Below are 14,523 nucleotides of genomic sequence, written 5' to 3'. Positions count from 1 at the left end.
GGAAGCGAGATGAGTGTAGAAGGGCGGTTGGGTTCAGGTGTTGTGTTCGTGGGACAAAAAGCTTTGCTTTGAGAAGGTTGTATGGGTGTTGATTGGGCAATATTTAAATGTCCCTCGCGGGTACCGTATTGATGTTACGTATATGCTGCATTTAGTTATAAATGTAACGGTAGCGGAACATGGATTATCACTTATTGATTTTGCGACTTGCTACGCAGATACGCGAAAAGCGTATGAATCGCGGCCTGACGCAGGCAAATCTCGCCGAACTCGCCGGGCTGACTCGCCAAAAGGTCATTGCTGTGGAGAAGGGCAGTCCTTCCATAGGGATGATCGCCTATGCGCGGGTTCTGAGCGCTCTGGATTGTGAGCTGGCTGTCATTCCGGCAGCCATGCCGACACTTGAAGAGCTTGGAGATTTGTTCGAATGAAAATGACTTCTCTCAAAGTCAGTACGCCTGAGGGCAGCAGCGGCAGCATTCTGACAAGCCGCGTGGATTTTATTTTCCGCTATCACGACGATGCATCTCCCAACATGGCCATCAGCCTGTCGATGCCCGTTCGAGCTGACGAGTTTCGTCGCCGAGACCTGCACCCGATCTTTCAGATGAATCTGCCGGAAGGGTATGTGCTGGAACAATTGCGTAATCGTCTGGCTAAAACCGTAAACGTCGATCCGATGTTGCTGCTGGCTCTTTCCGGTAGCAGTTCGCCTATTGGCAGGGTTCAGGTGCGTTCCGAAGCGGTCGATGTTTTGCTTGGCGGACGGCAATTTCCAGGTGAAAAACTCGAAGAGATCCTGAGCTGGGATGGGACGGAAGATATCTTCGGCGGCCTTCTTGATCGCTACATCCTGCGGGCTGGTATTTCGGGTGTTCAGCCCAAGGTGCTGGTGCCGGAGCAGCAGCAAACCGAGGTGCCAAGGGTGACCTCGAAAACCTCGGACTTGATCATCAAAAGTGGTCGGGACGAGTTTCCCGGACTGGCGATCAATGAATTCCTGTGCATGTCCATCGCCAAGGACGCCGGCATTCCCGTGCCGGAGTTTTACCTCTCTGATAACGCCAGGCTGTTTGTCATGCGCCGCTTTGACCGAGACGAGCAGCTCAATCCAATTGGCTTTGAAGACATGGCGGCGCTGATGGGGCTTTCGGCTGATCAGAAGTACAGCAAAAGTTATGCGGCTATCGCTAAAGCAATTCGGTTGTTTTGTCCGGCGCAGCATCATCGATCCTCGCTTGATCAACTCTTCGATAGCGTGGCCTTAAGTTGCATCGTTGGAAACGGTGACGCTCACTTGAAGAATTTCGGCTTGCTCTACTCAGACCCTACGCAACGGGATGCGCGGCTGGCGCCGGCATACGACATCGTCAACACAACCGCTTACATCCCCGAGGATGTTTTAGCGCTGGATCTTATAGGTAACAAGTCAATGTTGGCCTCGCGGCAAGGACTGCTGGAGTTCGCGCAGAATTGTGAGATTGAACGCCCCAAAGAACGTATTCAGCGGTTGCTTGCTTCTGTTGAACGCGTGCTTGAGCGTTATCCTCAGCATAAGGAAAAGGCGCCCCACGTGGTGAGCGCCATCCAACAGTCTGCGGCGCCCTTTTCTTTGACCTTTGGGTAGTGTTGATCTCAAAAGCGATGGAGGTGTCAGCATTAAAAGGGCGACTTCAATGAAGTCGCCTACTCAGTATCAGACCGGTTCAATCCTGGACTCGCGCGAGCGGATGTTTTCCAGCGCCTGCTTGACCAACAGCTCAACCAAGGCAGTCAGCCGCTGAATCGTAAGTAACACGTTGCGATCGGGCCTTTCGGACTGGGCTGCCAATTTGGCGGACATGAACGTCAACACGGCGAGGTTCTGACTGGCGTGAGTGAGCAGGGTATGCGTGTCGATGTCCGGGTTGACGGCGAAAATATTCTGCGCCGGAACAGATCGTGTCGGGTTGCTCTGGCGAGCGCTGACGCGGCGCTGGATTTCTTCGGATATTTGGGTCAGGTCGAGCGCGTTGGATTCTGGAAAGTTCGGATTTTTAATCAAGGTCAGGCGGGGCTTTTTCATGGAAGAACTCCGGAAGGTTGGGGATCCCACGCTTTACGGCTTTGCAAAACCGTTCGCCGGGTTACAACACGAATGGGAAGTTATCTTCTCGGGCCTCCGCTCGATACTTCATGGAGTTCGACAGACCTTGAGGGAAATGTCCTAGGACGTGATGGGTGTTGATGACAACTCACTCGATTTCACCGTGTGCCCAAAATGATGCTCCCAAAGCCGCACCCCCAACCCACCCGTCCGATCCAGCGATGAACCCACCGTCAAATCCGTAATCAACGTCGGTCGCAATCCCGCATCGAACAACGCAAACCCCGCCGCCAGGCAACAAGTCTCGGTCTGTAGCCCGCAGACCAGTACCCGATCCACCTTCAGGCTTTTCAAATACTCGATGGTTTCCGGTGACGGCGCATAACCGTGCTTGATGAAGATGCGATCAGCCTGGATCAGGCTGTCGTCGTCCGGCGCAGGGTGCCAGCCGAGTTGCTTCTGGAACGGGGTTTTGGATTCGTCGTGGCGTTCGACGGTGGCGACGCTGGGCAAGGTACCGATGAGCGCCTGAATGCCGTCGATGAGCCATTGCGGTGGGGCGAAGCTGGGTTGGACGTCGATGATGAGGAGGGCTTGGTGCATTGGCTTCTCCAGGGGGCAGTGATGGTTTGTCATACCCCAGATGCAACAAAACCCGCACTTGGCGGGTTTTGTTTTGCTTCGTTTGGTGGAGCCGGGGGGATTTGAACCCCCGTCCGCCAGTACTCCGCTGTCGGTACTACATGCGTAGCCGTATCTATTAAGTTAACCCTCAGCGACCCGAAGGGCAGGGTGCTTTGGGCGAGTTGTGTAAGTTTTAGCCGCTTCGTCCACAACGTACTGCACGGCGATTCTGTTCTATATGACAATCACTTTGGGTTTACAGACATCCCCTGGTGATTGCTGGACCCGAAGGTACCAGAAGCTCAGGATCTAAAGCTGCTTACGCAGCGAGAGAGAATTCCTGGCCGTAGGTTTCGTCATTGGCAACTATAAGAAGTTGCAACAGTGGATTTACGAGTTCTGTTACCAACTCGGCATGCACCTAAAGTTTCGCGACCGGCGTCGAATCCTAAACGGCCCCGTGCCTGTTGCTCGGTGAATCTTATTGAGCAACAGACGTGCGCAGTGTACGCCAACGCAGCTCAGAAGGCCAACCCGAAGGTTGGCCTCGACTGATTATGGGTTCGGTTCGTTGGACAGCTTGTCCGCACGGGACAGCGCCTGGGTGGCTTCGGTGACGCATTTCTTGTCATCGCCGGCGGCTTTTGATGCCTGGGCGCTGGCGAGCAATCGGTTGAGTTCCATCTTGGTGTTTTCGGACGTTGCCGGCAGTGACGTCACTTTGTCTTTGAGCTCTTGCACCTTGACGGTACAGAGGTCGTTGTCCGCAGCGAATACGGGAGAGGCCAACATTGCAGCGGAAATGAACAGACCAGCGAGTGCGGTACGTTTCATGGGTATCTCCTGAACGTTTGGTCTCGATGCTGAGGCGCTTAATGGCCGCCACGTCGAGTCAGTGATAAGCCTTGTTCTACCGGGCTTATACAAATGACTACGGAGACGTACAGGAATTCGGTTTTTTTGAAAAAGGCTATGAAAAACCGGTTATTCGGAGAAAAGAGCACTAAAAAGGGGCGCATTCGCCCCTTCTGCTTAGTGAAATTGCTTCACGCTGACCTGGCCTGGGTCACCCGATCCACCAGATAGACCAGCCCGTGGTAGTCAATGCCGCCGTGTTGCGTCAGCCCGATCTCACACGTCCTACTGGTGGAAATCCCCTCGCTGCAGTGCTGGACCGCGTCCTTGAGCGAGCGCAGCGAATGCGCGTTCAGCTCCGGCGTGGTAAAGCCCTTGTCACCGGCAAACCCACAACAATGAATGCCTTCGGGAATGACCACATTGTTGCTGCATTTACGTGCCAGATCGATCAGCGCCTGGCTCTCCCCAAGATGCTGGGTGCTGCACGTGACGTGCACCGCGATGGGCGCATCCTGCGGGGTGAAGTCCAGTCGATCCATCAAATGCGTACGGATGAAGCGCACCGGGTCGTACAGATCCAGGCGCACTTCGCCGAGGTCCTGCACCAGGCGCAAGGTGCAGGGGCTGGTGTCGCAGTAGATCGGATCGAGCCCGCCGCGGCTGGCGTGCAGCAGTGCGCCGATCAGTTCCTGGCGTTTGTGTTCGGCCTGTTCGGCGTAACCTTTGGAGGCAAATGGCTGGCCGCAGCAAAGGTTGTCCTGATTGTCTGGAAAGACCACTTGGTAACCGGCCTTTTCCAGCAGCCCACGGGTTTTGTCGTACAGCGACATCTGCTCTTTATCGCCCGCCGCCGGGCCCATTGCCCGTGAGACGCAAGCCGCCAGGTACACCACCCGCGGGCGTTCGTCCGATACGGTCGGGCTGAAGCGAATGGCTTTTTCCGGTTGCGGCATCGCGTTGGTCCATTGTGGGACCTGGCCTTTGGATAACCGTGTCAATGTCGCCGACAGCTTGGCCAACCGTGGCGCCCCCAACAGCATCCGCGCGCCATTGGCCACGTGCAGGGTGAAGCGCGCACCTTGCAGTGCGGTGGCGAAATTTCCTTCCAGCCAATTGGCGGTTTTCGTGTGCGTCGCCTTACGGCTGCGCAGCTTTTTCACCAGGTCGCCGGTGTTGATTCCTACAGGACAACGTTGCGCACACAACCCGGTCGCGGCGCAGGTGTCGATGCCTTGGTATTCGTAAGCGGCTTCAAGTTCGCGGGTGTCGACACCGGCACGTTTCTTCGCCTGAATGTCACGCCAGATAACGATGCGCTGACGCGGGCTCAGGGTCAGTCCTTTCGACGGACAGACCGGCTCGCAAAACCCGCACTCGATGCACTTATCCACAATCTCGTCAGCGGCGGGCAGCGGCTTCAGGTGTTTGAGGTGGATTTGCGGGTCGTCGCTGAGCACCACGTCCGGGTTAAGGATGCCGTTGGGGTCGAGCAATCGCTTGAGCTGCCACATCAACTGATAGGCATCGCTGCCCCATTCCAGTTCGACGAAGGGCGCCATATTCCGCCCGGTCCCATGTTCCGCCTTCAGCGAACCACCGAACTCCACGGCCACCAGTTGCGCCACGTCATCCATGAACGCCTGATAGCGTGCGACTTCTTCCGGGTTGTTGAAGCCTTGGGTGAAGACGAAGTGCAGATTGCCTTCCAGGGCGTGTCCGAAAAGGATCGCTTCGTCGTAGTGATGTTTGTCGAACAGCTCGATCAAGCGGTTCACGCCGATCGCCAGTTGTTCCACCGGGAAGGTCACGTCTTCGATGATCACCGTGGTCCCGGTTTTGCGCACCGCGCCGACTGCCGGGAAGGTGTCCTTGCGGATCGCCCAGAGCCGGGCGTTTTCCAGCGGGTCTTCGGTGAAGTCGACTTGTTTTTCCACCGGGAACGAAGCCACGGACGCCATGATCTGCGCCAGTTGTTCGCGCAACAACGTGGACGAGGCCGCGCGGGATTCAATCAGCAGGGCGCAGGCATTGTTCGACAGCTGCTGTACGAAAGCGGGCATGCCGGGTTTGTCCTGCACCGAGCGCAGGCTGCGGCGGTCCAGCAGCTCCACGGCCGACACCGGTTGGCTTTTCAGCACGGTGACGGCGTTGCAGCAGGTTTCCACGTCCGGGAACACGATCAGCGCCGAGGCTTTGTTCGGGTGGTCGATCACCGTGTCGTAAGTCACCGCGCTGATGAAGCCGAGCGTGCCTTCGGAGCCCACCAGCAAATGGCTCAAGATATCCACAGGCTCGTCGAAATCCACCAGGGCGTTGAGTGACAGGCCGGTGGTATTTTTCAGACGGTATTTGTGGCGGATTCTGGCAGCCAGTTCGGCATTGGCGCGGGTCTCGCGGCCCAACGTCGCCAGACGCTCCAGCAGTTCGGCATGGCTCTGGCGAAACGCCTCGACACTGTCGGCATCTTCGGTATCGAGTCGGCTGCCATCGGCCAGCACCAGACGAATGCCGGCCAGGGTGTGATAGGTATTTTGCGCCGTACCGCAGCACATGCCACTGGCATTGTTGGCGACGATGCCGCCGATCTTGCAGGCGTTGATCGAGGCCGGGTCCGGGCCGATCTTGCGCCCGAACGGCGCCAACCACGCATTGGCCTGGGCGCCGATCACGCCGGGTTGCAGGCGGATTTGCGTGCCTTGGCCACGGATCTCGCGACCGTTCCAGTTATCTCCCAGCACGATCAAAACTGAATCGCTGATGGCCTGCCCGGACAGGCTGGTGCCCGCCGCGCGAAAGGTCACCGGGACCTGATCCCGTTGCGCCAGTTTCAGCAGCGCGACCACTTCGTCTTCGGACTCGACACGAATCACCAGTTGCGGAATCAGCCGATAGAAACTGGCGTCGGTGCCGAATGCCAGCGTCGATAGCGGGTCGTCGAAACGTCGGTCCTGGGGTATCAGTTGCTGCGCATCACGCAGGAAAGTCGAGGGTAACGTCATTGATCCTCCAGGATCAGCACCACCAGGTCCTTTGGACCGTGGGCGCCGTAAGCCAGGACTTGCTCGATGTCGGCAGTCTTCGACGGACCAGACACCAGCAAGGCGTTGGTCGGCATGCCCTGGGCCCATTCGAATTCCTGCTGCACTTGATAGAAGTTGTCGCGGATTTCACTGGCCTTGAGCAGGGCGAAATGCACCGGCGGCACCAGGCTCATCAAACGCGGTTCTTCCCGCGTCGGCCAAAGAATCAGGCTACCCGTCGCGGCGATTGCGCCGAGTGTAGTCGTGAGGCTGGCCGGGGTGTCGTTAAACAGTTCGGCTTTCCAGTCTTCTATCGGGCGGTCGTAGGATTTGAGCGTCGGCAGGCCGGGATTGTTCGACCAGTGTTGAGTGACACGTTGCCCATGCGCTGTCGTCGGCGCGATCAACAGGCTCGGCAACTGACGATCTCGCAACAGTTGGGCTAACAACTCAGGCCAATCTTCGCCCGAGGTCAGATGGATTTCGGTGTGCACCGCTTCCATCAGTTTGCGCAATTGCGGGATGCGTTGTTCGGGCGCGTAGGTGTAAGGGGCGGTCAGCAGTTCCACATCGAACTCGTCAGGCACCGGCGTCGTTCCGGTCAGACTTTTCCGCAATTTGCCGAGGATATTTTGCTTGGCGCTCATCAACGATCTCCCTGTTTGGCCAAGTGCTCGCGGGCCAGGTCATGCAGCGAGCGGGCAGCGGGTTTTGGTGCGCTGTGGTTTTGCGTCCACGGGCCGACATTGCTCGGTGCAAGCGCGCGCAGGCGCGTGGCGAAGAAGCCGAACAAACGATAGAGCGTCGGCGAGCTGTTGAGTCGCGCCCAGGCGTTCCAGATAAAGCGTTCCTTGCGCGAATACTTGCTGCCCTGGCCGCGCATGACTTGATGCGGGCTGTCCGGGGCCTTGACGTTTTCTTCCCGCAGGCGCCGCAGCAGTGCCGGAATCGGAATTTTTACCGGGCAGACTTCACCGCAGGCGCCGCACAACGACGATGCACTCGGGTGATCCGGGACTTTCGCCAGGCCAACCATGTGCGGGGTGATGATTTTTCCGATAGGCCCAGGGTAAACCTCCCCATAGGCGTGGCCGCCGATTCGGGTGTAGACCGGGCAATGATTCATACAGGCGCCGCAGCGGATGCAGTTCAGGGTCTGGCGCAATTCGCTGTCGGCGAAGGCCTGGCTGCGACCGTTGTCGAGCAATACCAGGTGCACTTCTTGCGGGCCGTCAAGTTCATGCGCCTTGCGCGGGCCGGAGATCATGTTGACGTAGGTGGTGATGGGTTGGCCGAGGGCCGAACGAGTCAGCAGCGATAGCAGCGGGACGACGTCGCGCAGGTTTTCAACGACTTTTTCGATGCCGGTGACGGCTATGTGCACCGGCGGGACCGTGGTGGTCATGCGCCCGTTGCCTTCGTTTTCCACCAGCAGCAGGGTGCCGGTTTCCGCCACGGCGAAGTTGACACCGGAGACGCCGATGTCTGCTTCGAAGAATTTCTGTCGCAAGACTTTGCGACCGATCTGAATGAGTTGGTCAACGTCCTTGGTGTATTCCACGCCAAGTTTGTCGTGGAACAAGGACGCGACCTGACCGGCGTTCTTGTGGATCGCCGGCATAATGATGTGTGAAGGCTTCTCGTGGTCGAGCTGGACGATGTACTCGCCCATGTCCGATTCCAGGCATTCAATGCCTTGATCAGCGAGGAAATGATTCATCTCCATCTCTTCGCTGACCATCGATTTGCCCTTGATCACTTGCCGCCCCTCGTGAGCGCGGATGATCGATAAGACGATGCCGTTGGCCTCGTCCACCGTTTCCGCCCAGTGCACTGTCACACCGTTGCGGATCAGGTTTTGTTCAAGCAGCTCGAGCAGGTCGGGCAACTTGGATAACGCACGGGCGCGGACAGCATTGCCCAGCACTCGCAAATGTTCTCTTTCATGGGCATCGCTGAAAGACGCGGCCCGTTTTGTCATCAGTGAATCCATCGCGCTGCGAAAGTTATTTCGCAGTTGCGTGTCAGCCAAAGCCTCATGAGCCCGGCCGCGAAAATCTTCTTCCACGGCAACCGTAGGAATAATCGCGGAAGCGTTCATCGAACACCCCCGGTGCGTTGCCAAAGGAAACTGGCCAGATGTTGGCCGCGCAACGCTTCCTTTTGTTTCTCCAGAGAGCCGTTGATGTTCATCAAGCAACCGCAATCGGCACTGAGTACCTGATGCGCGCCGGATTCCTTCAGCGACCGGGTCTTGTCCGCCACCATAGCGCCGGAAATGTCTGGCATACGGACGCTGAAAGTCCCGCCAAAGCCACAGCATTCACTTTCGTGGCTGTGATCGACCCGTTCTACGTTGCCCAACTGCGCCAGCAACTCGCGACCGTGCAGGTGAGTGTTCATCTCCCGGCGGGCTGAACACGAGGTGTGCAGCGCCACTTTTACCGGTGCGCCGCGGTCCTTGAGCTGCACCTTGCAGACAAAGAGCAAGAACTCCGCCAATTCATAAGTCCGGGCTGCAAGCGCCTGAACCTGTTTCAACGTGTCCGGCTCGTCCTTGAACAAGTCGGCATAGTGCTCGCGCAACATGCCCGCGCAAGAACCCGACGGCACCACCACCGGGTAATCCCCGGCAAACAGCGCCAGTTGCGAGCGCGCCACGGTCCGGGCCTGTTCGGTGTAACCCGAGGTGTAGGCCGGTTGCCCGCAGCAGCTTTGCCCTTGCGGATACTCGACACGAATGCCTTCGCGTTCCAGCAGGTGAATCGCGTCCATCCCGGCTTCGGGGTAGAACAAATCCACCACGCAGGTCCCGAACAGGTACACCCGTGACGGTTTTTCGCCAGGGTATTGCCGAGGCTTGGGCAGTGGCGGGGCGACGCGGGTCGCGTTTGGCACCGCGTTGTAAAAAAGCTCGCTCATCAGGCGTGTCTCCGGGTGGTCCCGGTTATCCGTCTGAGGCTGCTGAATATAGAGAGAGAAGCTTTCAGCAGCCTTACAGACCGGGTTGTGAATAGCTGACGCCGGAATCGTGGTCCGGCGTCGGTTTTTTCCGTGTTGCTTGTAGGCTTAGTGCACCAGCATGCCGGTGAGCCAATAGGCCTGGACGTAGGTGATCACGCCCACGATTGTTGCGAAGAACAGGCTGTGCTTGAGGGTGAAGCGGAACAGGTCCGACTCCTTGCCCACCAGCCCGGTCGCGGCGCAGGCCACGGCGATGGATTGCGGCGAAATCATCTTGCCGGTTACGCCGCCGCTGGTGTTCGCCGCCACCAGCAACACATCGCTGACGCCGATCTGGTGTGCGGTGGTGGCTTGCAACGAACTGAACAGCGCATTGGACGAAGTATCGGAACCGGTCAGGAACACGCCCAGCCAACCGAGGAACGGCGAGAAGAACGGGAATGCCGCGCCGGTTGCGGCCAGGACCAGGGCCATGGTCGACGACATGCCCGAGTAGTTGGTAACGAAGGCAAACGCCAACACCATGCCGATGGACAGAATCGGCCAGCGCAGTTCGTAGAAGGTCTCTTTCAAAGTGGTAAGACCAATTTTGAAGTTGATCTTCAGCACCAGCATCGAGATCAGCGCCGAAAAGAAAATCGCCGTGCCGGTCGCGGAAATCGGGTCAAGTTTGAATACGGCTGGAAGGGCGGTCGGAGCCGTCACGATCGGCGCGACCTTGATCACCATTTGGTCCAGGTGCGGGATGGCGAAGTTGAACACCCAGCTGTACATCGAACCGCCCGCGGCAAACATGGCCTTGAACGGTTTCAGGGTCCAGATCGTGACCAGCACGGTGAGGATCAGGAACGGCGACCAGGCCTTGAAAATTTCCAGCAGGCTGTAGGGCGAAGCCACGGTGGTGCGCTTCTGGCCGAATCCTCCGACGCTGGCGGTGACCACGGACGCCGAGACGGCGCCGGCGACGTGTTGGCCGGCGGCGCGTTTCGGCTGCCAGACTTTCAGGAACAGGGTCAGCGACACCAGGCTGACCAGCGCCGAGGTGATGTCCGGCAGCTCCGGGCCGATGAAGTTCGACGTGAAGTATTGGGTCACGGCAAAGCTCAAACCCGCCACCAGTGCGGCCGGCCAGGTTTCGCGAACGCCGCGCAGGCCATCCATCATGAACACCAGCCAGAACGGCACGAACAGCGACAGCAGCGGCAGTTGGCGACCGGCCATGGCGCCGATCTTGAACGCGTCGATGCCGGTGACTTGTCCGGCGACGATGATCGGAATCCCCAGGGCGCCGAACGCGACGGGCGCGGTGTTGGCAATCAGGCACAGGCCGGCGGCGTACAGCGGGTTAAAACCCAGTCCTACCAGCAGCGCGGCGGTAATCGCTACCGGCGCACCGAAACCGGCGGCACCTTCCAGGAACGCGCCGAAGCAGAAGCCGATCAGCAGAACCTGCAAGCGCTGGTCGTCGGTGATCGACAGCACTGAGCTGCGGATCACTTCGAACTGCCCGCTCTTGACCGTCAGTTTGTAGAGGAACACCGCCGCGACGATGATCCAGGCAATCGGCCACAAGCCGTAGGCGAAGCCATACCCGGCGGCGGCGAAGGCCATATCGACCGGCATCTGGAAGGCGAAGATCGCCACCGCAATCGATAACGCCAGGGTGATGCTGCCGGCCACATGGCCTTTGAGGCGAAACACGGCCAAGGCCAGGAAGAAAAATACGATGGGGATGACGGCCGCGAGCGCGGACACGCCGAGACTGCCGAGCGGGCTGTAGAGCTGTTGCCAGGTTTGCATATGGGGTGGCCCCTAATTGTTGTTGGTCAGGCACTGTCAGCGTTCTTGGTTAATTGGTAATACCAATTTACAATCGCTGTTGGCTAGGGTAAAAGCCTTGAAGGCGGTGTGTCAATTTGTCGCCCTAAAACTTTTGTCGAATAAGCGGTGCAGAACGCATCTGAGCTGTTCGCTCAGGCGTCGTCTGGTAGGTGCTGCCGCAGCGCCGATAGGCCAGAATAGAGAGCCCGGCGAGCTGCCGGGATCGTGGAGAATTGAGTTATGGGGTTTGATCAGATTCGTCAGCGCCGTTTGTCTGACGATATTGTCGAGCGGCTCGAGGGGATGATTCTCGAGGGCACGCTGAAGTCCGGCGAGCGCTTGCCGGCCGAACGCGCGTTGGCCGAGCAGTTCGGCGTATCACGCCCTTCGTTGCGCGAAGCGATTCAGAAACTGGCGGCCAAGGGCTTGCTGGTCAGTCGCCAGGGCGGTGGCAATTATGTGGTGGATTCCCTGGGCTCGACCTTCAGCGATCCGCTGCTGCATCTGCTGGAAAGTAACCCCGAGGCCCAGCGCGACCTGCTGGAGTTTCGTCATACGCTGGAAGCGTCCTGCGCTTATTACGCGGCGTTGCGTGCTACGGATGTTGATCGCGAACGGCTGACGGCGGCATTCGACGAATTGCAGGATTGCTACACCCGTCACGATGAGGTGAGCCGGATAGAAGAGGGCGCGGCGGATGCAAAATTCCACCTGGCCATCGCCGAAGCCAGCCACAACGCCGTGTTGTTGCACACCATTCGCGGGCTGTTCGACCTGCTCAAGCGCAACGTGGTGACCAACATTGGCGGCATGTACAAACAACGTACCGAGACGCGGGACATGCTGATCAGTCAGCATCGCGAGTTGTACCTGGCGATTATCGAAGGGCGGGCGGAGCAGGCGCGGGAAGTCTCCAGTCGTCACATTTTGTATGTGCAGGAAGTGCTGGAAGAAGTGCGTCAGGAAGTGCAGCGCATGGCTCGGGCGGAGCGGCGCAAGGGGATGTGATTTCGTCGATGGGTTTCAATGTGGCGAGGGAGCTTGCTCCCGCTGGGGTGCGAAGCGGCCCTCGCTTGGGCGACGGCTTCGCAGCCGAACGGGAGCAAGCTCCCTCGCCACAGGAGCCGGGATCAGGCCAGAAGACTAATCTTCCTTGCCCTTGTTCCGCACCGCACGCTGCAACTCGCGACCGGCGTCGCGTTCGCGCTCGGTATCACGCTTGTCGTATTCCTTCTTGCCCTTACCCAGAGCGATCTCGCACTTGACCATGTGCTTGCTCCAGTACCAGGACAGGCATACGCAGGCGTAACCTTTTTGCTGCACGGCCGTGGCGAGCTTTTCCAGCTCGCGGCGGTTGAGCAGCAATTTGCGGGTGCGGGTCGGATCTGCGATGACGTGGGTGCTGGCCGTCATCAGCGGCGTAATGTGGCTGCCGAGCAGCCAAGCTTCGCCATCCTTGAGCAGGACATAACTGTCAACCAGTTGCAGCTTGCTTGCCCGCAGACTTTTTACTTCCCAGCCGGCCAGGACCAGACCAGCCTCGAACTTATGCTCGATGAAGTAATCGTGTCGCGCCTTTTTATTTTGCGCGATGGTCCCTGTTGGGTGTTTCTTCTGTTTAGCCATAGGGGCGGCATTATAGGGAGTTGCACGCAAGTCGGCTACGGTATCGCTACGTGCTTGAGCAGGTTGATTGAATCCCGGACAATGCGGCCTCTTTTTTGAACGCTTGGGCGTGATAACGATGTCGACAGACAAGGTTTCTGTCCACGGCAGTTGGGCTAGCCGCTGGGTCTTCATACTCGCCGCGACCGGTTCGGCCGTGGGCCTGGGTAGCATCTGGAAATTCCCGTACATGGTCGGCGTCTATGGCGGCGGTGCGTTCGTGCTCATGTTTCTGGCCTGCATCGCGTTGATCGGTGTGCCGGTCATGCTGGCCGAAACCCTGATTGGCCGCCGCGCCCGGCAAAGTCCGGCCAACGCCTTGAAGGTATTGGCGCTGGAGGCGGGGCATTCCGGGAGATGGTCCTGGGGCGCGTTCGCGGGGATGATCACGGCGTTGCTGATCCTGTCTTTCTATAGTGTGGTCGGCGGCTGGTCGCTGGATTACATCATCGACATGGGCCGTGGCGACTTTCAGGGCGTGACGGCGGATCAGGTTGGCGCGTATTTCGGCAATGTGATCGCCGATCCATGGCGCCTGACACTTTGGCACACGATTTTCATGCTGCTGTCCGCCGTGGTGATCGCCAAAGGCGTGGTCGCCGGGCTTGAGCGCAGCCTGCGCATCATGATGCCGCTGCTGTTCGTGATGGTGATTGTGCTGCTGGGTTACAGCATGACCACCGGCCACTTCATGGAAGGCGTGCATTTCATGTTCGACTTCCACCCGGAAAAAGTCCTCGACGGCTTGCTGCCCGCCATGGGGCACGCGTTCTTCTCCCTGAGCGTGGGCGTTGGTTCGATCATGATCTACGGCGCTTATATGCCGAAGAACTCGTCGATTTCCGGCACAGTGGTTGGCGTGGCGCTGCTCGATACCTTTGTATCGTTGGTGGCCGGTCTGGCATTGTTTCCGATTGTGTTCGCAGCGGGCCTGAACCCGAGCGAAGGTCCTGGCTTGATGTTCGTCAGCCTGCCATTTGCCTTTGGTAACGTAGCGTTCGGTCAGTTGATGGGCGTAGTGTTCTTCGTACTGGTGGCGGTTGCGGCCTGGAGTTCGGCGATTTCATTGCTCGAACCGATGGTGGCGTATCTGGTTGAGCGCACCAAAATCAGCCGTGCCTGGGTGACTTTCTGGCTGGCATTCATCTGCTGGTTCGTCGGTCTGGGCACGGTGTTTTCCTTCAATATCTGGAAGGAAGCCAAATTTTTCGTGAACGAAGGCGGGATGTTCCATCTCTACCAATGGGGAGCTGCTGGCGGTCTGGACTTCTTTGGTGTGATCGATTTCTTCACCTCACGGATCATGTTGCCACTCGGTGGTTTGTGTTTCGTGGTGTTTGCAGGCTGGATCATGGGGCGTGAAGCGGTGCGCGACGAGTTGTCGATCCGCAGCCCGGTTCTGTTTGCCCTGTCTTTGTTCTTGATGCGCTATGTGGCGCCCATCGGCATTCTCGTAGTGTTTGCCGCCCAGCTGTGGAAGTGACG

General features: G+C 58.4%; 13 protein-coding genes and 1 other RNA gene. 4 read left to right on the top strand and 10 right to left on the bottom strand.

The window, feature by feature from the left end; translation table 11 throughout:
- Positions 1–179: 179 nt before the first annotated feature.
- The gene (locus ACZ89E_RS18605) at positions 180–431 is read left to right on the top strand and encodes a helix-turn-helix domain-containing protein (RefSeq protein ID WP_149657672.1); all 252 of its coding nucleotides are present in this window, start codon (positions 180–182) and stop codon (positions 429–431) included.
- Complete coding sequence (locus ACZ89E_RS18600) at positions 428–1,627, top strand: type II toxin-antitoxin system HipA family toxin (protein WP_476256194.1); 1,200 nt, start codon at positions 428–430, stop codon at positions 1,625–1,627. Before ACZ89E_RS18605 ends, ACZ89E_RS18600 begins: the two co-directional genes overlap by 4 nt.
- A gap of 69 nt (positions 1,628–1,696) precedes the next feature.
- Here ACZ89E_RS18600 and ACZ89E_RS18595 read toward each other — a convergent pair whose 3' ends face one another.
- The 9 genes from ACZ89E_RS18595 to ACZ89E_RS18555 all read right to left on the bottom strand — a co-directional run bounded on the left by ACZ89E_RS18595 (position 1,697) and on the right by ACZ89E_RS18555 (position 11,352).
- Positions 1,697–2,065: a DUF6124 family protein gene (locus ACZ89E_RS18595; protein WP_463259366.1), complete on the bottom strand. Its 369-nt coding sequence runs from the start codon at positions 2,063–2,065 to the stop codon at positions 1,697–1,699.
- A 141-nt stretch (positions 2,066–2,206) separates the two neighbouring features.
- Positions 2,207–2,689 (bottom strand): isochorismatase family protein, encoded by a 483-nt coding sequence (locus tag ACZ89E_RS18590; RefSeq protein ID WP_476256193.1) that lies wholly within the window; start codon positions 2,687–2,689, stop codon positions 2,207–2,209.
- Between the two features lie 83 nt (positions 2,690–2,772).
- Positions 2,773–3,170: a transfer-messenger RNA gene (gene ssrA / locus ACZ89E_RS18585) on the bottom strand.
- A gap of 95 nt (positions 3,171–3,265) precedes the next feature.
- On the bottom strand, positions 3,266–3,544 hold the full coding sequence (locus ACZ89E_RS18580) for a hypothetical protein (protein WP_133838462.1): 279 nt from the start codon (positions 3,542–3,544) through the stop codon (positions 3,266–3,268).
- A gap of 212 nt (positions 3,545–3,756) precedes the next feature.
- Positions 3,757–6,567, bottom strand: a complete 2,811-nt coding sequence (locus ACZ89E_RS18575) for an FAD-binding and (Fe-S)-binding domain-containing protein (protein ID WP_476256192.1) — start codon at positions 6,565–6,567, stop codon at positions 3,757–3,759.
- Positions 6,564–7,235, bottom strand: coding sequence for a LutC/YkgG family protein (locus ACZ89E_RS18570; protein WP_476256191.1), 672 nt, complete (start codon positions 7,233–7,235; stop codon positions 6,564–6,566). Before ACZ89E_RS18570 ends, ACZ89E_RS18575 begins: the two co-directional genes overlap by 4 nt.
- A complete protein-coding gene (locus ACZ89E_RS18565) occupies positions 7,235–8,689 on the bottom strand; it encodes a LutB/LldF family L-lactate oxidation iron-sulfur protein (RefSeq protein WP_149657654.1) in 1,455 nt (484 codons plus the stop codon). Before ACZ89E_RS18565 ends, ACZ89E_RS18570 begins: the two co-directional genes overlap by 1 nt.
- Complete coding sequence (locus tag ACZ89E_RS18560; protein ID WP_476256190.1) at positions 8,686–9,510, bottom strand: (Fe-S)-binding protein; 825 nt, start codon at positions 9,508–9,510, stop codon at positions 8,686–8,688. Before ACZ89E_RS18560 ends, ACZ89E_RS18565 begins: the two co-directional genes overlap by 4 nt.
- Positions 9,511–9,657: 147 nt before the next feature.
- Positions 9,658–11,352, bottom strand: a complete 1,695-nt coding sequence (locus ACZ89E_RS18555; RefSeq protein ID WP_348134002.1) for a lactate permease LctP family transporter — start codon at positions 11,350–11,352, stop codon at positions 9,658–9,660.
- A 261-nt stretch (positions 11,353–11,613) separates the two neighbouring features.
- On the opposite strand from ACZ89E_RS18555, the gene ACZ89E_RS18550 reads away from it, so the two are divergent.
- The gene (locus ACZ89E_RS18550; protein ID WP_149657651.1) at positions 11,614–12,381 is read left to right on the top strand and encodes an FCD domain-containing protein; all 768 of its coding nucleotides are present in this window, start codon (positions 11,614–11,616) and stop codon (positions 12,379–12,381) included.
- A 135-nt stretch (positions 12,382–12,516) separates the two neighbouring features.
- On the opposite strand, the gene smpB is transcribed toward ACZ89E_RS18550, so the two are convergent.
- Entirely contained in the window at positions 12,517–12,999 is a 483-nt protein-coding gene (gene smpB, locus ACZ89E_RS18545; RefSeq protein ID WP_008149046.1) for an SsrA-binding protein SmpB, read from the bottom strand.
- Between the two features lie 118 nt (positions 13,000–13,117).
- Here smpB and ACZ89E_RS18540 point away from each other — a divergent pair, with 118 nt between their 5' ends.
- The gene (locus tag ACZ89E_RS18540; protein ID WP_463259372.1) at positions 13,118–14,521 is read left to right on the top strand and encodes a sodium-dependent transporter; all 1,404 of its coding nucleotides are present in this window, start codon (positions 13,118–13,120) and stop codon (positions 14,519–14,521) included.
- Positions 14,522–14,523: the final 2 nt, after the last annotated feature.

This window comes from Pseudomonas sp. TE3899, assembly GCF_056279105.1.
Note: the sequence above shows the minus strand (reverse complement) of the source record. Positions and strands in the feature narration are given on the sequence as shown.